Source organism: Rhodovibrio sodomensis (genome assembly GCF_016583645.1).
Lineage (GTDB): Bacteria > Pseudomonadota > Alphaproteobacteria > Kiloniellales > Rhodovibrionaceae > Rhodovibrio > Rhodovibrio sodomensis.
In genome coordinates this window covers 50968-70454 of the sequence record NZ_NRRL01000002.1, presented here as the reverse complement: position 1 = coordinate 70454, position 19487 = coordinate 50968, and the positions used below count along the sequence as shown (strand labels likewise).

At 70.6% G+C, this 19487-nt stretch carries 17 protein-coding genes and 1 other RNA gene; all 18 read right to left on the bottom strand.

Features of this window, described 5'->3' with window-relative positions:
- Positions 1-5: 5 nt before the first annotated feature.
- Positions 6-1094: a phospho-N-acetylmuramoyl-pentapeptide-transferase gene (gene mraY, locus CKO28_RS02070; RefSeq protein ID WP_200338874.1), complete on the bottom strand. Its 1089-nt coding sequence runs from the start codon at positions 1092-1094 to the stop codon at positions 6-8.
- A complete protein-coding gene (locus CKO28_RS02065) occupies positions 1084-2529 on the bottom strand; it encodes a UDP-N-acetylmuramoylalanyl-D-glutamyl-2,6-diaminopimelate--D-alanyl-D-alanine ligase (protein WP_200338873.1) in 1446 nt (481 codons plus the stop codon). The genes mraY and CKO28_RS02065 overlap by 11 nt, the downstream gene beginning before the upstream one ends.
- The gene (locus CKO28_RS02060) at positions 2526-3962 is read right to left on the bottom strand and encodes a UDP-N-acetylmuramoyl-L-alanyl-D-glutamate--2,6-diaminopimelate ligase (RefSeq protein WP_242480297.1); all 1437 of its coding nucleotides are present in this window, start codon (positions 3960-3962) and stop codon (positions 2526-2528) included. The genes CKO28_RS02065 and CKO28_RS02060 overlap by 4 nt, the downstream gene beginning before the upstream one ends.
- 28 nt (positions 3963-3990) lie before the next feature.
- A complete protein-coding gene (locus tag CKO28_RS02055; RefSeq protein WP_200338871.1) occupies positions 3991-5742 on the bottom strand; it encodes a peptidoglycan D,D-transpeptidase FtsI family protein in 1752 nt (583 codons plus the stop codon).
- Positions 5739-6422 carry a cell division protein FtsL gene (ftsL, locus tag CKO28_RS02050; RefSeq protein WP_200338870.1) on the bottom strand — a complete coding sequence of 228 codons (684 nt, stop codon included), beginning with the start codon at positions 6420-6422 and terminating at the stop codon, positions 5739-5741. The genes CKO28_RS02055 and ftsL overlap by 4 nt, the downstream gene beginning before the upstream one ends.
- Positions 6419-7381, bottom strand: coding sequence for a 16S rRNA (cytosine(1402)-N(4))-methyltransferase RsmH (gene rsmH / locus CKO28_RS02045; RefSeq protein WP_437127605.1), 963 nt, complete (start codon positions 7379-7381; stop codon positions 6419-6421). Before rsmH ends, ftsL begins: the two co-directional genes overlap by 4 nt.
- Positions 7382-7452: 71 nt before the next feature.
- Positions 7453-7872: a division/cell wall cluster transcriptional repressor MraZ gene (locus tag CKO28_RS28810; RefSeq protein ID WP_200338868.1), complete on the bottom strand. Its 420-nt coding sequence runs from the start codon at positions 7870-7872 to the stop codon at positions 7453-7455.
- A 469-nt stretch (positions 7873-8341) separates the two neighbouring features.
- Positions 8342-8762: RNase P RNA component class A (gene rnpB, locus CKO28_RS02035), an RNA gene on the bottom strand.
- A 352-nt stretch (positions 8763-9114) separates the two neighbouring features.
- Positions 9115-9813 (bottom strand): N-acetylmuramoyl-L-alanine amidase, encoded by a 699-nt coding sequence (locus tag CKO28_RS02030; protein WP_200338867.1) that lies wholly within the window; start codon positions 9811-9813, stop codon positions 9115-9117.
- Between the two features lie 36 nt (positions 9814-9849).
- On the bottom strand, positions 9850-10740 hold the full coding sequence (locus tag CKO28_RS02025; RefSeq protein WP_200338866.1) for a DMT family transporter: 891 nt from the start codon (positions 10738-10740) through the stop codon (positions 9850-9852).
- 236 nt (positions 10741-10976) lie between these two features.
- Positions 10977-11939, bottom strand: coding sequence for a type II secretion system F family protein (locus CKO28_RS02020; protein WP_200338865.1), 963 nt, complete (start codon positions 11937-11939; stop codon positions 10977-10979).
- Positions 11936-12931, bottom strand: a complete 996-nt coding sequence (locus CKO28_RS02015; protein ID WP_200338864.1) for a type II secretion system F family protein — start codon at positions 12929-12931, stop codon at positions 11936-11938. The genes CKO28_RS02020 and CKO28_RS02015 overlap by 4 nt, the downstream gene beginning before the upstream one ends.
- Complete coding sequence (locus CKO28_RS02010; protein WP_242480296.1) at positions 12928-14646, bottom strand: TadA family conjugal transfer-associated ATPase; 1719 nt, start codon at positions 14644-14646, stop codon at positions 12928-12930. The genes CKO28_RS02015 and CKO28_RS02010 overlap by 4 nt, the downstream gene beginning before the upstream one ends.
- A gap of 10 nt (positions 14647-14656) precedes the next feature.
- The gene (locus CKO28_RS02005) at positions 14657-15880 is read right to left on the bottom strand and encodes a CpaE/TadZ family protein (protein ID WP_200338863.1); all 1224 of its coding nucleotides are present in this window, start codon (positions 15878-15880) and stop codon (positions 14657-14659) included.
- Positions 15877-16635 carry a CpaD family pilus assembly lipoprotein gene (locus CKO28_RS02000; RefSeq protein ID WP_200338862.1) on the bottom strand — a complete coding sequence of 253 codons (759 nt, stop codon included), beginning with the start codon at positions 16633-16635 and terminating at the stop codon, positions 15877-15879. The genes CKO28_RS02005 and CKO28_RS02000 overlap by 4 nt, the downstream gene beginning before the upstream one ends.
- A 12-nt stretch (positions 16636-16647) precedes the next feature.
- The gene (locus CKO28_RS01995; protein ID WP_200338861.1) at positions 16648-18024 is read right to left on the bottom strand and encodes a type II and III secretion system protein family protein; all 1377 of its coding nucleotides are present in this window, start codon (positions 18022-18024) and stop codon (positions 16648-16650) included.
- A gap of 6 nt (positions 18025-18030) precedes the next feature.
- Positions 18031-18909, bottom strand: a complete 879-nt coding sequence (gene cpaB / locus CKO28_RS01990; protein ID WP_200338860.1) for a Flp pilus assembly protein CpaB — start codon at positions 18907-18909, stop codon at positions 18031-18033.
- Positions 18910-18933: 24 nt separating this feature from the next.
- Entirely contained in the window at positions 18934-19440 is a 507-nt protein-coding gene (locus CKO28_RS01985) for an A24 family peptidase (protein ID WP_200338859.1), read from the bottom strand.
- Positions 19441-19487 lie beyond the last annotated feature (47 nt).

The following is a 19487-nucleotide window of genomic DNA, read 5'->3' as shown; positions in this document are numbered from 1 at the left end:
CCTCCCTACCGCAGCTTCAGAGTGGACAGGCCGATCAGCGCCAGGATCGCGGCGATGATCCAGAACCGGACGACGATGGTCTCCTCGCGCCAGCCCTTCTTCTCGAAGTGGTGGTGCAGCGGCGCCATCCGGAACACGCGCTTGCCGAACATCTTGTAGCTGGCGACCTGGACGATCACCGACACGGTCTCCAGCACGAACAGCCCGCCGATGATCGCCAGCACCAGCTCGTGCTTGGTGATCACCGCGATGCCGCCCAGCGCGCCGCCAACCGACAGGGAGCCGGTGTCGCCCATGAACACCATCGCCGGCGGCGCGTTGAACCACAGGAAGCCCAGGCTGGCGCCGACCAGCGCGGCGCAGAACACCGCCAGCTCGCCGGTCCCCTCGACGAAGTGCAGCTGCAGGTAGTCGGCGAACACGATGTTGCCGACCAGATAGCTGATCAGGGCGAAGCAGCCGGCGGCGATCATCACCGGGACGATCGCCAGGCCGTCCAGCCCGTCCGTCAGGTTGACCGCGTTCGACGCGCCGACGACGACGAACACCATCAGCGCGACGAAGAACCAGCCGAGCTCGAACAGCACGTTCTTGAACAGCGGCACCGCCAGCGCGGTATCCAGTTCGGGCCCGGTCAGATGAATCACCCAGACCGCCGCGATCAGACTGATCACGATCTCGACCGACAGACGGATCCGGCTGGAGACGCCCTTGTGGCTGCGCCGGGTGAGCTTGAGGTAGTCGTCGGCGAACCCGACCATGCCGAAACCGGTGGTGACGAACAGGATCACCCAGACATAGCCGTTGGCGAGGTCGGCCCACAGCAGGGTCGAGATCGAAACAGCCAGCAGGATCAGGACGCCGCCCATGGTGGGCGTGCCCTGCTTGGTGACCAGGTGGCCCTCCGGCCCGTCGGTGCGGATCGGCTGGCCCTCGCGCTGCTTCTTCTTCAGCCAGCGGATCACCGCCGGACCCAGCACGAACGACACGATCAGCGCCGTCAGCACCGCCGCGCCCGACCGGAAGGTCAGGTAGCGGAACAGGTTGAAGAAGATGAACTCGTCGGCGAGCGGGGTCAGGAGGTTATGCAGCATGGCCGCCCTCCTGGCCCGAACGCGCGCCGTGGCTGCCGGCCCGATCCAGCGCATCCAGCGCGGCCACGACCTTGCCCATCCTGGCCCCGGCGGAGCCCTTCACCAGCACCACGTCGCCGGTCTGCACGCTGCCCGCCACCAGTTCGCCCAGGGTTGCCGAGTCCGCGGCGTGACCGCCGCGCAGCGGCTCCGGCAAGGCCGCGTTGAGCGCGGCCATCTCCGCCCCGCAGGTGAACACGCGGTCGATGCCCGCCTGCTGGATCGGCTGGACCAGACCCGCGTGCATGTCGGCGCTATGCAGGCCCAGCTCCAGCATGTCGCCCAGCGCGGCGATCCGCCGGCCCTGCGCGCCCAACGCCGCGCGGCCCAGGACGTCGAACGCCGCGGCCATCGAGGTCGGGTTGGCGTTGTAGCTGTCGTCGATCAGTTCGAACGTGCCGTCGGCCAGTTGGATCTCCCGGCGCACGCCCCGTCCGGCCGCCGGGGCCAGGCTGGCGAAACTCTCCGCGGCCCGGGTCACGTCGGCGTCGGCCGCGTGCGTCATGGCGAGCACGCCCAGCGCGTTGACCACCCAGTGGCGTCCGGGCAGGGCGATCCGGAAGCTGACTTCCAGGCCGTGCACGACGGCGTGCACGTCGCTTGCATGGGCGTGGCAATCGGCGTCCAGCAGGCGCACGCCCGCCTCCGGATGCTCGCCGAAGGTGGCGATGTGGCTGATCTCCTGCTCGCGGGCCGCGTGCGCCAGCCGGTCGAAGTGCTGGTTGTCGCGGTTCAGCACCACCGTGCCGCCGTCGACGATGCCCTCCAGGATCTCCGCCTTGGCGTCGGCGATCCCCTCCTCGGACTCGAAGTTGCCCAGATGGGCGGGCGCAATCGTGGTGATCAGGGCGGCGTGCGGGCGGACCTGGCGGACCAGGCCGGCGATCTCGCCCGGGTGGTTCATGCCCAGCTCGAACACCGCGAAGGCGGCGTTCTGGGGCAGGCGGGCCAGCGACAGCGGCACGCCCCAGTGGTTGTTGAAGCTGGCGACCGAGGCGTGGGTCTTGCCCTGCTGGCCGAGCGCGTGGCGCAGCGCTTCCTTGGTGCCGGTCTTGCCGACGCTGCCGGTGATCGCCAGCACCTTGGCGCGGGTACGTGCCCGGCCGGCCGCGCCGAGCGCTTCCAGGCCCTGCTGCGTGTCGCCGACCCGCAGGGTCGCGGCGTCCGCCGGCAGATCGTCCGGCAGTTGGTCGGTCATCACCGCGGCCGCGCCCTTGGCGAGCGCGTCGGCGGCGAAGCGGTGGCCGTCGAACGACGGCCCGCGCAGCGCGACGAACAGGTCGCCGGCTTCAAGCGTGCGGGTGTCGATCGACACGCCGGCCGCGGTCCAGTCGCCGGTCGCGGTGCCGCCGGTCGCCTTGGCGGCGTCTTGGGCGGTCCAGAGCGTCTCGGTCATGGGTGTCCTGCCTGCTGTTGCGCGATGGCCGCTCGCGCGACCTCCGCGTCGTCGAACGGCAGGGTTTGATCGCCAACGATTTGGCCGGTTTCATGACCTTTTCCGGCAATCAGGAGGAGATCGCCTTCGCCCATCTCGGCGATCGCCCCGGTGATCGCCCGCGCGCGGTCGTCGACCTCGCGCGCGTCCGGGGCGGCCGCCATGATCTCCCGCCGGATCGCAGCCGGATCTTCGCTGCGCGGGTTGTCGTCGGTCACGATCGCCTGTTCCGACAGCCGCGCGGCGATCTCGCCCATGATCGGGCGCTTGCCGCGGTCGCGGTCGCCGCCGCAGCCGAAGATACAGATCAGCCGCCGGCCGACGTGCGGGCGCAGCGCTTGCAGCACCGTCTCAAGCGCATCCGGGGTGTGGGCGTAGTCGACGAACACCTGGCCGCCGGACGGCGTCTCCGCGACCCGCTGCAGGCGGCCGGGGACGCCCTCCAGCCGCGCCATCGCTTCGAGCGCGGCCGCGCGGTCGAGCCCGCCTGCCAGCGCCAGGCCGAGGGCCGCCAGCGCGTTCATCGCCTGGAACTTGCCGACCAGCGGCAACTGCACCTGCGCGTGCTGCCCGAACAGTTCGAGCTCCAGGTGCTGGCCGGCTAGGGTCGGCTGCCGGGCGACCAGCCGCAGGTCGCTGTCCGCCGCCTCGCCGTAGGTCCAGGCGGCGAGCCGGCGCGCGCGACAGGTCTCAGCCACCGCGGCCGCGTAGTGCGAATCCGCGTTGATCACGGCGGTGCCGTCTTGCCGCAGCAGGTGGCTGAACAGCCGCAGCTTGGCCGACAGATAGGCGGCCATGGTGCCGTGGTAGTCCAGGTGGTCTTGGGTCAGGTTGGTGAACGCGGCGGCCGACACGTTCAGCCCGTCGAGGCGCGCCTGGTCCAGGCCGTGGCTGGACGCCTCGATCGCGAGCCGTTGCACGCCCTGGTCGGCCAGCTGCGCCAGGCAGCGGTGCAGGGCTTCCGGGTCCGGCGTGGTCAGCTTGCCCGGGCTGTCGGCGATCGCCGGGACCAGGCCCAGCGTGCCCACGCTGGCGGCCTGCGCGCCGGCGGTCGTCCAGAGCTGCCGGGCGAACGTGGCCACGCTGGTCTTGCCGTTGGTGCCGGTCACCGCGGCGACGAAGGCTGGCTGCCGGCCGTAGAACGCCGCGGCCATACGCGCGAAGGCGCTGCGCACGTCGTCCGCCTCGACCAACCGCGCGTCCAGGCCGTCGTCGAGCTGCGTCCCCTTGGGCGCCAGCACCGCGCGGGCGCCCTGTTTGACGGCGTCGGCGATGAATCGCCGGCCGTCGGTCCGCGTGCCGGGCAGGGCCGCGAACAGATAGCCGTCCCGGACCGCCCGGCTGTCGGCGGTCAGGCCGGTAATGTCGATCCGTTGCGCCGTGCCGGACGCCATCGTCGTACCTGCCGTGCGGTCCACCAAGTCAGTTAGACGCAACCCGCTCGTCCTCGCTCAGGGCGTTGACCAGAAGCGGGTGGTTCTCTTTCTCGGGCGTTTTCACCGGGCGCGGCTCGATGCCCAGCAGCGGGCCCATGCGCTCGATCACGTGCTTGACCACCGGGGCGGCCACCCAGCCGCCGGTGGCGTAGCCGTAGGTGTGTTCCTGGCCCTTCGGCTCGTCGATCATGGCGAAGACGACGTAGCGCGGGTCGTCCATCGGGAAGGCGCCGACGAACGAGGAGATCTGCGCCTCCCCATAGCCGCCATGATCGGGCTTGTCGGCGGTGCCGGTCTTGCCGCCCACGCGATAGCCGTAGGCGTCGGCGTTCTTGCCGGTGCCGTATTCCACCACCAGGCGCATGAGCTTGCGCATCTGCCGGCTGGTCTTCGCCGAGAAGACGCGCGTGCCTGGCCCGACGTCGCTGGGATCGCGCTTCAACAGGGTGGGCGCGTGGCGCCGGCCATGGTTCACGGTGGCGCCGACGGCGCTCGCCAGCTGCACGGCATTGACCGCGATGCCGTGGCCGTAGGAGACCGTGACCGTGCTGATTTCGCGCCAGGGGTTGGGCACCATCGGCGTGCCGACCTCCGGGATCTCCAGCGTGACCGGCCGGGTCAGGCCGAGGTCGCGCAGCGTGTTCCGCTGCACCTCGGTGCCGGTCTCCATCGCCATCTTCACCGTCCCGATGTTGGACGAGTGCATGAAGATCTGCGGCACGGTCAGCTTGCCGTCCTTCGACTTGTAGTCCCGGATGGTGAAGCCCGCCTTGCGGATCGGCTCGGAGACGTCGAACTTGTCGAACAGCGAGACCGCGTTGGTCTCCAGCGCCGCGGCGGTGGAGAAGATCTTGAAGGTCGAGCCCATCTCGTAGATGCCGAGCGTGGCGCGGTTGAACCTGGCATCGTCGCTCGCCCGGCCCGGCTCGTGCGGGTTGTAGGTGGGCAGCGAGGCCAGCGCCAGCAGCTCGCCCGTGCGCACGTCCATCACCAGGCCGGCCGCGCCGATACCCTCGAACTCCTGCATCTTGGCGCGCAGCTCTTCCATCAGGATGTGCTGCACGCGCACGTCCAGGGACAACTTCAGGGGCTGGTTGGAATCCTTGAGCAGCTGGTTGAACGACTGCTCGATCCCGGCAATGCCCTTGCCGTCGACGTTGGTGTAGCCGACCGCGTGCGCGGTCAGCTCGCCGTAGGGATAGAAGCGCTTCTCGCTCTGCTTGAAATGCAGGGCCGGGATCCCCAGGCGGTTGACCCGATACTGCTGGCGCGGAGTTAGATTACGGTCCAGCCAGACGAACGACTTCGCGCTGTCCAGCAGTGCCTGCAGCTCCGCCGCCGTGGACTCCGTCAGGATCGGCGCCAGCTGGTGTGCGACCTGGGCCGGATTGTCGACCTCCCGCGGTTCGGCGTAGAGCGCGGCAACCGGCAGCGTGGTCGCCAGCACATGGCCGTTGCGGTCGACGATGTCGGCGCGGGTCTGCACCGGCGGCGGGCCGTCCGCGCGGGTCGCCACGTCGCGCGTATCGCCGCCGTTCAGCACCGCGAGGTCGAGCACGCGCACGCCGATCGCCGAAAACGCGACGGCGAACACGATGCCGGCGACCAGCAGGCGCGTACGTCCGGTCTCCAGCACCTCCTTGCGGGTGCCGTCCAGACGCAGCGCGCGGCGGACCGGGCCCGCCGGCCGCTGGGTGCCGTCGTGGGGGGCGCAGGGCGCGTTGCGCCGGCGGCTCATTGGCGAATCCCTACCTGGATCAGCACGTCGCCGACCGCGATCGCCCGGCTCTTCGGCTGGGTCGAACGCGGCGGCGACGACTTGGCTGTGAGTCGCGTGGACTCGTCCGACTGCCCGACCTGACCGGCCGTGTTGTTCTTGGTTGCCCGGGTGTTTTCGTTGGCCCCGGTGTTCTCACGCTGGCTGGTCCGCGGGCCGCGCGCGGCGACCTGCGCGCGTGCCTGGCGCAGCGGGGCGCCCAGGCCCTGGCGCTGGCGGCCTTGCGGCTGCTCCTGCGCCTGCTCGGCGCGGGCGTACATCGGCTGCTCCAGCGACCACGGCTTCGCCTGCGGCAGCGGCATCCCCGCGTCGTTGCCCGAGCCCGCACGCGCCAGGCGGACCGCGGGCTCGGCGTCGGAGATCCGCGGCGGCAGCGCGGTCACGGCGGCGACCTGCCGGGCGCCCGTCGGGCCCATGTCGAGATGCTTGGACGCCAGGCGCTGCAGGCGCTCGGGGCGGTTGAGGTAAGCCCACTCCGCTTCCAGCACGTGCAGGGCGACGCGGTCCTGCCGGATGTCGCTACGCACCTGCTGCAGCTCCTCCTCCAGGCGCTGCACCTCGTACTTCACCTGATACAGGCCCAGCGCAACCGCGCCCGCCACGATCAGCCAGATCACCAGCGACAGGCGCACGACGCTCATGCCCGGCCCCCTTGGGTGTCGGTCCAGGCCGGCGCGGCCGTGCGCTCGGCGGCGCGCAGCCGGGCGGAACGTGCCCGGGGGTTGCTCTCGGCTTCGTCCCCGCCTGGCTTCTTCGCCTGACGGAACAGCACGCGGAAAGTCGGCTCCGGCAATTGGTCCGCCGGATCGGGATCCGGGCTGTGCCGGGAGGCGCGCGGGACGTCCCCGCTGCGGGCGCGCAGGAACTGCTTGACCGCGCGGTCCTCCAGCGAATGGAACGCCACCACCGCGAGCCGGCCGCCCGGTTTGAGCGCGCGCTCGGCCGCGGCCAGGCCGCGCTCCAGTTCGCCCAGCTCGTCGTTCACGTAGATCCGGATCGCCTGGAAGGTGCGGGTCGCCGGATCGATCTCGTGCGCTTTCGCGCGCGTCTTGGAGAAGCCGACCGCCCCGCGCACGATCTCGGCCAGCTCGCCGGTGCGCTGGATCGGTTTTTCGCCCCGGGCGCGGGCGATCGCGCGGGCGACCCGCCGGGCCTTCTTCTCCTCGCCGTAGTCGCGCACGATCCGCGCCAGCTCGCCTTCGGCGACCTCGTTGACCACGTCAGCCGCGGTCGGCCCATCCAGTCCCATGCGCATGTCGAGCGGCCCGTCGAACCGGAACGAGAAGCCGCGCTCGGCGACGTCCAGCTGCGGGGAGGAGACGCCCAGGTCGAAGGCGACGCCGTCGACCGGCGCGGTGCCGCGTGCGTCCAGCAATTGGTCCAGCTCGCCGAACCGGCCCTCGACCAGCCGCAGGCGGCCGGCCTCGGCCTCCGCCATCGTCTGGCCGCGGGCAATCGCGCTCGGATCGCGGTCCACACCCCAGACGGTGCAGTCCGCGCTGTCCAGGAGGCCCTTGGCGTAGCCGCCCAGGCCGAAGGTGGCGTCGACGTAGATGCCGCCGTCGACCGGGCGCAGCGCGTCCAGCACCTCGCGCAGCATCACCGGCACGTGCCCGCCCGGGCCGGTGCCGTTGGGCGCGAAGCTCTGGCTGGCGTCGGGACGGCGCGGGGTCATCTGTCGGCCCCCGCTTTCGGCGCCTGCTTCTTCGGCCCGATGCCTTTCTGCGCGGCGCGTTCGCGCGCGGCCTCGCGCTGCTCGGCGTAGGTCTCGGGCTCCATGATCTCGAAGGTTGGGCCGCGGCCGACGAACGCCGCCGCCTCGGCGATGCCGGCGTGCTCCATCTGATGCTTGGGCAGCATGATCCGGCCCTCGCCGTCGAACGACAGGGGCTCGGCGTCGGAGAAGACGACCTGCGCGAGCTCCTCGTACTCCTCCGAGAACTCGTCGAGCTGCTCGAGGTCGTTAATGTACTTCGCCATCCGCTCCTCGCCGAATGCGACCAGCGCCGGGCGCAGATGGTGCGCGTAGACGTAGATGCCGTGGAATTCCTGGCCCGCCACGGCCTTACGAAAAGCCGCCGGAACGGACACGCGGCCCTTCCGGTCGACTTTGTTTGCCTTGGCGGAACCGACGAAAACCTGCGGCACCGGGTGACCCCCTTTCGGCGCCTCCGCCGCGCTGCCGGTCTGGCGTGGGCGACGGGTGGGCTGCCATGGCCCTACATGGGATATCATGGGATATCATGGGCCGATATGGGTGTCAATGCACTGCCCAAGTAAAGGAGCCGTTAAGATCAAGGATTTTCCGGTCTTTGCTGTGCGGCCTTTCGGTCGACTCCGGGCAATAGGCCCTGGGCGACTTTCACAGCCCGGTCACAGCGGCGTTCATGTGTCACATGAACTTTGTTCTTTTTCTGTTCTCATCCGCGAATGCTTCGGCGGCGCCATGGCGCGGCCGGCATTCGACTTGTTAGCCCGGAACGGGTAGATGTTGCGGGTCGGGCGTCCCGGCGACACAAATAAATGCCAATAGACACCCGTAATATTGACGGCAGTAAAGCGGACCAGACGGCCTGTAAGCCGGGTTCTGTACCCGCCGGTATCAGCCGGCGGGTGACGGCCATTCCTCTGGGACGTCCGTTGCCGGACGCCTCGTGCGACCTACCCGGGCGGCGGTGCGGAAGCTCACCTGTCGGCGGCCCGAAAGCCCCGACCGGCCGCCCCTATCTGGTCTTGCTCCCGGTGGGGTTTACCGTGCCGCCCCTGTCGCCAGGGGCGCGGTGCGCTCTTACCGCACCCTTTCACCCTTACCGCATGGGATCCCGGCGCGATCGCGCCGTGCCATGGGCGGTTTGCTTTCTGTGGCACTTTCCCTGGGGTCGCCCCCGCCGGGCGTTACCCGGCACCGTGCCTTCCGTGGAGCCCGGACTTTCCTCCCGCCCGCGGGCAAGCCGCGGACGCGCGACCGTCCGGCCGTCTGGTCCAAGGGGGGAGGTAAGCGATGCGCGGCAGTCGCGCAAGCGCGGCGGGCTGCCGGCGTCCCATGCCATCCCATGGGATTTCATGGGACGGTCTGCGATCGGACGGCCGCCAACTAACCCCCTCTCCGCCAGCGGGAGGAGAGGGCCGGGGAGAGGAGGTTGCCGGCTGCATGAGCAGCGCGCTTGCCGCCTCCCCGAGCCCCTCCCCCAGTGGACGAGGGGGATTAGAGCAAAATCGATGAAGGTCGAGTCGGCCTTCATCGTGAATTTTGCTCTAACTGCTTGAAGAGAGAGCAAGATTCAGCTCAAAGGTGGCTGCACCTTGCAGCATCTTGGTCTAGCGTGCGCGCCCTCACCCCGCGCGGGAGAGGATCTTGAGCAGGCCGGTCAGGCGGGCGGCGGTTCCGGTGTCCGGCGCGCCGGTGACAGTTTCCGGGCGGAACCGGCGCTGGAAGGCGGTCAGCAGGGCGGCCGGGTCGGCGTTGGCGCAGTAGCCCGCGCGGGCCAGCCGGGGCAGGAACCAGTCGAGCCCGGGGGCGACCGAAGGCTCCGGCAGCGCGCGCGGCCACACGCCCAGGCCGTGGCGGGCGAGCCGCGGCCAATCGAACAGCTCGCCCGGGTCCTGCTTGCGCTCGGGCGCGACATCGCTGTGACCCAGGACGCGATGGGCGGGGATCGGATGGCGCGCGCAGATCGCCTGCGCCAGTTCGATCAAGGCGGCCATCTGCGGCTCCGGGAACGGGCGGTAGCCGAACTCGTGGCCCGGATTGACCAGTTCGATCCCGATCGAGCGGTCGTTGATGTCGGTCTTGCCGGCCCAGCAGGCGACGCCCGCGTGCCAGGCGCGCAGGCGCTCCGGCACCAGGCGGACGACCCGGCCGTCCTCCTCGATCAGGTAGTGGGCGGAGACCTTGGCGTCGGGCTGGCACAGCCGCTCCAGCGCCGCCGCCCCGGTCAGCATGCCGGTGTAGTGGATCAGCAGGATGTCGATAGCCGCGCCGTCCGGCCGCGGCTCACGGTTGGGAGAGGGATGGTCGACCGGATGGGCCATGCGCGCCTGCACCCCTTGGCTACGGCCGCGCCGGCCTCAGGTCCGCTCCAGCGTCGGACCGGTCACGCGCGGGCGGCGGATGGTGACGATGCCGACCCCGATCACCGTCATGACGCCGCCGGCGATCAGCCGCCAGGTCAGCGGTTCGCCGAGGGCGATCACCCCGCTGGCGACGCCGAAGAACGGCACCATCAGCGTGAACGGCATCGCGATATTGACGTCGTAGCGTCCGAGGAGCGCGTACCACAAGCCGTAGCCCAGGACGACCACGATCACCGCCTGATACGCCAGCACCCAGCCGACGGTTAGCCAGTCGGCGCTGGCCATCGCCGACCACTGCCCGCCCTCCAGCAGGAACGAGGCGAGGAACAGCTGCGGGAAGGCGAACGCGGCCATGTAGGCGTTCAGCTGGGTCCCGTCGATCTCGCCCAGGCGCTTGACCACGACGTTCGCCACCGCCCAGACCAGCGCGGCCGAAATCACCAGCGCGAGCGAGAGGTAGGCGCCGTCCAGCCGCGGCTCGCCGGCGATCACCGCCACCCCGGCGAACGCGATCGCCATGCCCAGCGCGCGCCGCCAGCCGACCTTTTCGCCGAACGCGATCGCGGCCAACAGGGCGGCGAACGGGACCTGCAGCTGGATCGAGATCGCGGCTGTCGAGGCGTCGATGCCGGTCAGCCCGGTGAACATCAGCGAGAAGTGCAGCAGCCCGAGTACGACCGAGACGGCGAAAATCCCGGCCAGCTTGCCCTTGGGCACCTTCACGAACGGCACCAATAGCGCGGCCACGATCGCGAAGCGCAGCGCCACCAGCAGGATCGGCGGCAGCTCCTGCAGGCCGGTCTTGGCGACGGCGAAGTTGCCGCCCCAGACCATCATGATGGCGATGAAACCGATCAGGTCGAGCGGGCGGACGCTAAGGCGCATCGGGAATCCAGACGACAAACGCGGAGGATGGCTAATACGGGCGATCGCCTGGGGCGAGTCGAACGCACGGATTATGGGCAGCCATACTGGCCCGCGGGCGCTTCGGGAACCCGTCGAATGGTTCTGGCTGGCCTGCGCCGACGCGGTAGCCGGACCGGAACCGTCTCGGCGATCGGCTACTCGGCTACAGGGTGCGGTGACTGTCGGGGGCAGCGCTGGGCGCGGCGCCGGCGGGCTCAGTTCATGTGCTTGAACATGTCGCCGATGTCCATGATCGCCGGGCCCAGCAGGACCACGAACAGGGCCGGCAGGATGAACAGGATCAGCGGCACCGTCATCAGGGCGGGCAGGCGGGCGGCCTTCTCCTCGGCCTTGAGCATGCGCGTCTCGCGCATCTCGCCGGCCAGCACGCGCAGGGCCTGGGCCAGCGGCGTGCCGAACTTCTCGGTCTGGAACAGCGTGTTGACCAGCGCGGTGACGCCCTGCAGCGGCACCCGCTTGGCGAGGTTTTCCAGCGAGACGCGGCGCTCCGGCATGAACCGCAGTTCCAGAAGGGTCAGCCCGAATTCGTCGGCCAAGGCCGGGCTCGCCGGCTTCATCTCGGTCGCCACCCGCTTGAACGAGGCGTCCAGGCGCAACCCCGATTCCGCGCAGATCACCATCAGGTCGAGCGCGTCCGGCAGGGCCTTCTGAATCTCCTTGCTGCGCTTCTGGGTCTGATTCTTGACCAGCAGTTCCGGCACGTTGCTGCCGATCAGCGCGGCCAGGATCACCCCGCCCAGCTTGAGCGTCGTGTCCAGCTCGCCCTGGTAGGCAAGAAACAGATACAGCGCGGCGAGGCCGGCGGTGGCCCCGGGCAGCACCAGCTTGCCGAACAGATAGAGCGTGACCGCGTCGTTGGAGCGCCAGCCGGCCTGCGCCAGCTTGACCGACAGCGCAGCCCCCCGGCGGTCGCGCATGATGTTGACCTTGGCGACCAGCCGCTTGATCAGCGCCATCATGTCGTCGCCCGCGACCGCGCCGCGCCGCTGCACCTGCCGATGGCCGCGCCGGGCGGCGGCGGTGCGCACGCGCGCCATCCGCTCGCGCCGGGTCGCCGCGGCGTTGGACACGACGTAGACCGCGATAAAGGCGCTGAGCGCGAACGCGAGCGGGATCAGGGCGAGCGGGTTCGCCAGTTGGACCAGAATTTCGGTCATATCTCGAACCTCACCATCCTCACCATCACCGCGACGCCGATCAGCTCGCTGGTCAGGCCGACGCCGATCAGCACGTGCCCGAACGGGTCGGTGAACAGCCGGGACATGTAATCCGGGTTCATCAGGTAGAGCACGCCCGCCATCACGAACGGCAGCCCGCCCAGCAGGTAAGCGCTGGCCCGCGCTTCCGAAGACAGCGCCTTGATCTTCAGGCGCATCTGCTGGCGCCGGCGCAGCAGCCGGGACAGGTTGTCCAGCGTCTCCGTCAGGTTGCCGCCGGTTTCCCGCTGCAGGCCCACCGAGATGGCCAGGAAGTTGAACTCCGAGACGTCCAGCCGGCCGGCGACGTCCCACAGCGCGTCTTCCAGGTTGGTGCCCATGCGCACCAGCCGGTCGATCTGCGTGAATTCCTGACCGACCGGCCCCTCGAAGTCCTTGGAGACGGTGCCGACCGTCTCGGTCACCGGTAGGCCGGATTTGAGACCGCGGACCATGACGTCGATCGCGTCCGGCAGGTCCTGCAGGAACCGCTTGACCCGCTTGCCCCCCAGGTAGCCGACCGCCATCCGGGGCAGCAGCCAGCCGGTGGCGACGCCGATGCCCAGCGCCGCCGGCCACAGCTTCGGGCCGACCAACGCGACGGCGGCGACGCCAGCGACGACCGCAAGCGCCAGGCACGCCAGCAGATAGCGGGCGAGCGTCATGGCCAGACCGGCGCGGGCGATCCGGGCGCGCAGCTTGTCGCGCCCGGGCAGGATGCGGCGCAGCAGCAGTTCGACCTGCCGGAACCGGCCCTGCACCTCGTCGCGCCGCAAGCTGGCGGCGGTCGGACCGCCGCCGGCCATCCCGGTGCGCCGGTGGCCGGCCGCGCGCTGCAGCCGCTTGCGGCGCTGACCGTTGTCGCCGAGCGCGATCGCGAGACCGCCGACCGTGCCGGCGAGCAGCAGGGTCCCCAGGAACACGGCGGCCATGATCAGGGTCGGGTCGGTCATTGGCCGGGGCCCTCCTGGCTGCAGCCCATCGCGTCCAGCAGCTTGTCGGCCAGGCCGAAATATTCCGCGCGGGCGGCGAAGTAGGGGCGCAGGCCGGTCGATTTGAAGCTGCCGGTCAGCTGGCCGTCCGGTCCCTCGCCGTGGAATTCGAAGGCGAACAGGTCCTGGGTGGTGATCACCTCGCCCTCCATCCCGACCACCTCGCTGACCTTGGCAACCCGGCGCTTGCCGTCGCGCATCCGGGAGATCTGCACGATCAGGTTGACCGCGTCGGCGATCTGGGTCCGCACAGCCTTCGCCGGCAGCTTGAAGCCCGACATCGCGACCATGTTTTCCAGCCGGGTCAGCGCCTCGCGCGGGGAGTTGGCGTGCAGCGTGCACATCGACCCGTCGTGGCCGGTGTTCATCGCCTGCAGCATGTCCATCGCCTCGGCGCCGCGAATCTCGCCCAGGATGATCCGGTCGGGGCGCATCCGCAGGGCGTTCTTGACCAGATCGCGCATGGTGATCTCGCCCAGCCCCTCCAGGCTCGGCGGGCGGGTCTCCAGGCGCACGACGTGGGGCTGCTGCAGCTGCAGCTCGGCGGCGTCCTCGATCGTCACGATCCGCTCGCCGTGATCGATCAGCCGGCTCATCGCGTTCAAAAGCGTGGTCTTACCCGAGCCGGTGCCGCCGGAGATCAGCACGTTGAGCTGGCAGCGCGCGGCGATCTTGAGCACGTTCGCCAGCGGCTCCGAGACGTTGTTCTGCCGGGCCATCACCTCGAGGGTGATCTTCTTCTTGGCGAACTTGCGGATCGAGATCGACGCGCCGTCGATCGCCAGCGGCGGGGCGATGATGTTGACGCGGCTGCCGTCCTCCAGGCGCGCGTCGACCAGCGGCGAGGACTCGTCGATCCGACGGCCCACCCGGGTGACGATCCGGGTGGCGATGTTCATGACGTGGGCGTTGTCGCGGAACTCGACGTCGGTCAGCTCCAGCTTGCCGCCGCGCTCGACGTACACCTGGTTGGGGCCGTTCACCATGATGTCGGTGACGCTCTCGTCGGCCAGCAGCGGCTCCAGCGGGCCCAGGCCCAGCATGTCGTGCAGCAGCAGCCGGACCAGCTGCTTCTGCTCGTTGCGGTTCAACTGGACCTTCTGCTCGATCAGCACCTCGCCGATCATCTCGCCGATCTGGCGTTCCAGCTCGGCCGGCTCGAGCGAGGAGGCGACCGCGACGTCGATCCGCTCCATGACGAACGGCTGCACCGTCTGCTTGGCCGCGCGCAGGCGGTTGGGCTTGCTGCGGCCCTGGCCCTGACCGCCTGGATGCTCGCCGTCGGCCTCCACCGCAGTGGCGGAACCTGCGGGCGCATTGCTGCCCGGCGCGGGCGCGTCGGCGGCGCTGGCGCCGTCGGCCGGCTGCGGGGAGGCGGCGGTTTTCGCCTCCGCCAGCAGGGCGTTCAGGACATCGGTGACGAGGTTGCGCTGGGCCAGCATGTCCAGTTGCTTGCCGTCCTGGCTCAGCACCTGGTCGAGGCAGGCGCCGACCTCGCGGGCGAGCTCGCGCCGCGACCGGCTGGCGAGCGCGCTGAGGTCGAGGCTTTCGCGCACCTTTGCCTGGACGCGCGCCGCGAGCCCGCCGCCGGTCGCGGCCGCGCGGCTGCCGGTGCCGTCGGGGGCGGTACCCTCGGGGGCGGTGCGGGTCGTCGCGGTCTCGTCGAGCATGGCCATCTAAGCGCCCTCAGCTCTTCTTCAGGAAGCTCAGCAGCGCACGCTTGCGTTTGCGCGGCTCGCCGACCAGCTCGATGAGCAGGGCGCGCAGGTCCGCCAGCAGCTTCGCCTTGGGCGCGCCGACGCTGAGCGTCCGGCCGGCCATCGCGGCCTTGGCGACGCTCTCCGGATCGAAGCTGAGCTGGGCGGCGAGGTCGGTTTCCAGCTCCTTCCCGAATTCCTGCGCGCCGACGTGCCCGGGCGCCTGCTTGCCCACCCGGTTGGCGACCACCCGGACCCGCAGCTTGCCGCCCTGCTGCTTGGCCAACCGGACCAGCCGGTTGCAGTCGCGCAGGCCGGCCAGGGAGAGATCGGTCACGAGCACCAGGTCGGTAACCTGCTCCAGCAAGTCTGGCTGTTGGCCCAGCAGGTGGCGCGGCAGGTCGGCGACCAGGACATCGCGGCTTTCGCGCAGCTTGGCGAGCAGCTGGGTGACGGCGGTGCGCGGCATCACCGGCACGTCGTCGACCGCCTCCTCGGCGGCGAACAGGCTGAGCCGCGCGTCCGCCTTGACGCCCAGGTTGTCGATCATGCTGTCGTCGACGCGCTCGGGATCCTCCAACGCCTCGCGCAGGCCGGCGGCGGGCTGCAGGTCGAACGCGAGCGCTTGGCAGCCGTACTGCAGGTCGAGGTCGAGCAGCCCGGTCTGGCGTTCGCGTTCGCTCGCGACCAGCCAGGCGAGGTTGCCCGCGACCATGGATGCGCCGACCCCGCCGCGTGCGCCGACCACCGCGATGCAGCGCCCGCGCCGGGTCTGCACCGGCTGAGCGGCGGCGCGTGCCGTCTCGGCGCGCTCGACGGCGGCGGCGAGCTGCTTGGTGTCGACCGGCTTGACCAGGTAATCGGCCGCGCCGGCGTCCATCACCCGGCGGAACATCCCGACGTCGTTCTGCGTGCCGAGCGCGATCACCTTGCTGCCCGCGGCGATCTCGCCCAGGCCCGCGGCGATCTCCTCGGCGTCCGCGGCGTCGGACAGGTCGACCAGCAGGATCTCGGGCGCCGCGATCACGCCCAGCTGGCGCAGGGCGGCGGCGAGGCCGCCGCGCTGCACCTCGGCCGGCGGCCAGCCGCGCTTGCCGGCCAGCTGGACGGCGGCGGCATAGGCGGTGTCGTCGGAAACGAAGGCGCCGAACGGCTCGCGCGCGTCCAGCCCCGGGTCGGCGGAGAACGCCGACGGATCTTCGGCCAGGCTCATTCCGCACCCTCCGTGCCGCCGCCCGACGGGCGGTAGTTGCCACCGGCCGCTTCCTGGTCGGCGGCGACGTTCGCGCCTTTGTCGTCGCTCAGGAACGACGGGGTGTAGCTGCGTCCGTCGTGGTAGTCGCGCACTGGGATCGAGGTGCGCGCGCCCGATACCGGGCCCATATCGCGCCCGCGCAGCAGGTCGCGCGGGTTCGCCACCATCAGCCCCAGGTTGCGGCGGTCGGCGCAGCCGAAGTTGCTGGCCGGCATGTTCGAGGTCGTGCTTGTCATGGTGCGGCTGTAGTTCGGGCAGTCGGGCAGCACGACGTGGTAGCGCGCGATCCGCACCAAGACCTCGCCGCCGCCGGGCTGGGCGGTGTCCAGCAGCGGATCGCTGGCGCGCGGGTCGAAACCGCGCCGGCGCAGCAGGCGCACGACCCGCTGGCGCCGCCGTTCCGCCAGATCGCCGGGGGCATCGGCGGCCGCGACCAGCACGGTCGCCTGGCGGTCCGCACCGCTGTGCCGCAGGAAACGGTCGAGCGCGGCCTGCTCGCCTTGGGACAGCTCGGCGCTGTCGCCGGGGAACGCGACGTCATGGCGGTACAGCGTGCGTTCGACGCCCAGATTGTGAATCTGCGGCCCGGAGCCGCCGGGCGGCCCCATCTGCGGGGTGCTGCAGGCGCCGGTCAGGGTGCCGGCGGCCAGCGCGGCGGCGAGGCCGGCGGCGCGGACTGGGTTCACGGCACGTTGGGTCACACGTGGGTTCACGGGCCTGACCTCCTATTCTTCCAGCATGAAGCCGACGGGGCCGGCCAGGGATTTGCCGTTGAGCTCCTGCTGAGCGGCTAGGCGGGCGCGGCTGTGTTCGCCGTACATCCGGCCGAAAAAGATCCGCTCGATATCGTCGGGCGGCAGCAGCTCGTCGGTCGGCGCGGCCAGCTGGCGGGTCGAGACGGGTTTCACGATGTACGGGGTGACGATGATCGCAAGCTCGGTCTCGCCGCGCTGGAACCGGTCGGACTTGAACAGGGCGCCCAGGATCGGCACGTCGCCGAAGCCGGGCAGCTTCTCGACGTCGTGGTTCTGGGTGTTCTGCAGCAGGCCGGCGATCGCGAAGCTCTGGCCGCTCGCCAGTTCCACGGTGGTGGACGCCCGGCGCGTGCTGATCGCAGGGACCGTCACCCGGCCGAACGAGAAGCCTTCCGCCCGGTTGAGCTCGCTCACCTCCGGCGCCACGGCGAGCGAGATCCGGCCGTTGTCCAGCAGCGTCGGCGTGAACTCCAGCTGCACGCCGAACTGCTTGAACTCGATGGTGATCTCGTCGTCCTGCTCGGCCACGGGAATGGGGAACTCGCCGCCGGCCAGGAAGGTCGCGGTCTCTCCAGACATCGCGGTCAGGTTCGGCTCCGCCAGGATGCTGACCAGCCCCTCGGTCGCCAGCACGTCGAGGATCCCGGTCACGCTGTCCGCGCCGTCGGTCAGTTGGCCGAAGATGTTGTAAGAGCCAGCGACGCCGGTCAGGCCGCCGCCGGCGACCCCCAGCAGGTCCGTACCGTTCTGCAGCAGCGCGTCCCACTGCACGCCGAGGCGCTTGCTCACTTCGCGCGACACTTCCGCGATCCGGACACGCAGGTTGATCTGCGTCGGGCCGGTGACCTGGATGCGGTTGATCACGTTGTCTTCGCCGGCGAACCGCGCCGCCAGCCGGCGGGCGTTCTCCGCCGCGGCCGGGGAGGGCAGGCGGCCCGAGATCAGGATGGCGTCGCCGATCGCGCGCACCTCGACCGGCTGCGCCGGCGCGAGATCGGCCAGCGCGCGCTCCAGGGCAGCCAGGTTGTGCTGCACGATCAAGCGTTCGCTCATCACCACCCGATCGTTGGGATCGACCGCGAACAACGTGGTCTCGCCCGGCTTCTTGCCGAACACGTAGATCAGCCGCGGCGACTTCACCTGAACGTCGGCGATCTCGGGATCGGCGACGAAGACGCTGTTAACCGGCCGTTCCAGGCGCACGAGCACGCCTTGGTCGCGGTTCAGCCGAACGCTGTTGTTGCCGGTGTCGACGATCTCCGCGGCGCCGGCTGGCGCACCGGCCGGCAGCGCCAGCGCGAGCGCCAGCAGGGCCGCGCGGGCGGGCCGGGCGAGGGTGGCGAACATGGGCCTCTACTCCCCGATCTCGACGCCGGTCATCTCGCTGCCGCGGACGACGACGACGGTGGGGCCGCGCGTGTTCCGCGGGGCGGACATCACGCGGCTGATCTCGGTAGCGGTGGTGAAGGTCGGACCGGCCGGCGCCTCGGGATCGCCGTTGCGCGCGAGCGGGCGCAGCGACAGCGACAGGTCGCCCAGCCTCTGCGCCAGCGACAGCGTCTCGGCTTCCTTCGGGGCGACCTCCAGGGTGGCCGTCTTGGCGACCACCCGCTCGCCATCGACGCCGTCGGTGCGCTGGTCGAGTGCGAGCACCCGGATGTCGGACAGCACGGTCTCGCTCGCCGTGCGTTCGCTCCGGCCGCCGGCGTCGCGGTCGTTCTTGATGCTGTGCGACAGGATCACGTCGACCCGGTCCCCCGGAAAAATCAGGCCGGAGATGCCGCTGGCGGCGTTGACCGGCACCGACAGCGCCCGATGGCCTGGCGCCAGCATCGCGGCCAGGAAGCCGCGGTCGCCGGGGCGCACCACGCGCTTGTCGGTGATCGGCTCGCCGTCGACCATGCTGGCGCGCACCACCGCACCGATCAGCGCGTCCCGGCCGTTCTCCGCCGCCGCGTCCCGGGCCGCCGTGTCGACGACGTAGACGTCGAGCACGCCGTCCTCAGGCCAGGCCTGCCAGCGCAGGTGGTCCGGCTTCAGGATCGTACCGGCGGTGAGCGCGCCGTCGGCGACCAGGATCTTGGGTTCCCTGGGCGCCTCGATCGGCGCCGGCGCGGCGGCGGCCTGGGTGGTCCGGCCCTGCTGTTGCTGCAGCCAGTTGTTGGTCATGACGGCCGCGCCGCCGGCGATCGTCAGCGACAGGGCGGTCAGCACAAGGACGCGTGGGCGCATGGGAGACTCCTTGGTGAGGGCGGATCAGGCGGCGATCAGGCCGTAGGCGATCCACAAGCCGCCGGCCGCGAGCGCGACGCCGTAGGGGACGCTCTCCCCGGTCGCGGCACGGCCGCCGGTTTGCGGACCCGCCCGGAGCGGGCTGGCCACCAGGTGGCCGAACGGGCCGTTGCGGGTTGCCAGGATCAGGACCGACAGCACCGCCCCGGTGAGCGCGGTGACCAGCACGAACCCGGCGAGGTCGCTGCTGCCGGCCCAGAGGCCGAGCGCCGCGGCCAGCTTGACGTCGCCGCCGCCGATCGCGCCCAGGGCGAAGCCGGTGAGGCCGATGGCGAACAGGCATCCACCGACGGCAAGGCCCGCCCACCAGTCGCCCGGAAGCACGCCGGCTGCGACCGCGACCGGATAGAGGGCGGCCAGCGCCAGTACGCCGGTATTCGGGATCCGACGCCGGCTCAGGTCCGTCCAGGCGCACCACAGCGACAGGACGGCGACCGGGGTTAGAAGTATGAAGGTATAGGGGTCGACCATGGGGTAGGCCTGAACCGGCAACTAATAAGGTAAGAGGGGACGGGAGG

Bases quoted from the DNA above. Each gene is read 5' to 3' on its own strand.
- CKO28_RS02060 (WP_242480297.1), bottom strand. From the start codon at position 3,962: ATGGCGTCCGGCACGGCGCAACGGATCGACATTACCGGCCTGACCGCC.
- CKO28_RS02010 (WP_242480296.1), bottom strand. From the start codon at position 14,646: ATGGCCATGCTCGACGAGACCGCGACGACCCGCACCGCCCCCGAGGGT.
- CKO28_RS01985 (WP_200338859.1), bottom strand. From the start codon at position 19,440: ATGGTCGACCCCTATACCTTCATACTTCTAACCCCGGTCGCCGTCCTG.
- CKO28_RS02055 (WP_200338871.1), bottom strand. From the start codon at position 5,742: ATGAGCCGCCGGCGCAACGCGCCCTGCGCCCCCCACGACGGCACCCAG.
- ftsL (WP_200338870.1), bottom strand. From the start codon at position 6,422: ATGAGCGTCGTGCGCCTGTCGCTGGTGATCTGGCTGATCGTGGCGGGC.
- CKO28_RS02015 (WP_200338864.1), bottom strand. From the start codon at position 12,931: ATGACCGACCCGACCCTGATCATGGCCGCCGTGTTCCTGGGGACCCTG.
- mraY (WP_200338874.1), bottom strand. From the start codon at position 1,094: ATGCTGCATAACCTCCTGACCCCGCTCGCCGACGAGTTCATCTTCTTC.
- CKO28_RS02065 (WP_200338873.1), bottom strand. From the start codon at position 2,529: ATGACCGAGACGCTCTGGACCGCCCAAGACGCCGCCAAGGCGACCGGC.
- rsmH (WP_437127605.1), bottom strand. From the start codon at position 7,381: ATGCTGCGCGAGGTGCTGGACGCGCTGCGCCCGGTCGACGGCGGCATC.
- CKO28_RS02030 (WP_200338867.1), bottom strand. From the start codon at position 9,813: ATGGCCCATCCGGTCGACCATCCCTCTCCCAACCGTGAGCCGCGGCCG.
- CKO28_RS01995 (WP_200338861.1), bottom strand. From the start codon at position 18,024: ATGTTCGCCACCCTCGCCCGGCCCGCCCGCGCGGCCCTGCTGGCGCTC.
- CKO28_RS02025 (WP_200338866.1), bottom strand. From the start codon at position 10,740: ATGCGCCTTAGCGTCCGCCCGCTCGACCTGATCGGTTTCATCGCCATC.
- CKO28_RS02005 (WP_200338863.1), bottom strand. From the start codon at position 15,880: ATGAGCCTGGCCGAAGATCCGTCGGCGTTCTCCGCCGACCCGGGGCTG.
- CKO28_RS02020 (WP_200338865.1), bottom strand. From the start codon at position 11,939: ATGACCGAAATTCTGGTCCAACTGGCGAACCCGCTCGCCCTGATCCCG.
- cpaB (WP_200338860.1), bottom strand. From the start codon at position 18,909: ATGCGCCCACGCGTCCTTGTGCTGACCGCCCTGTCGCTGACGATCGCC.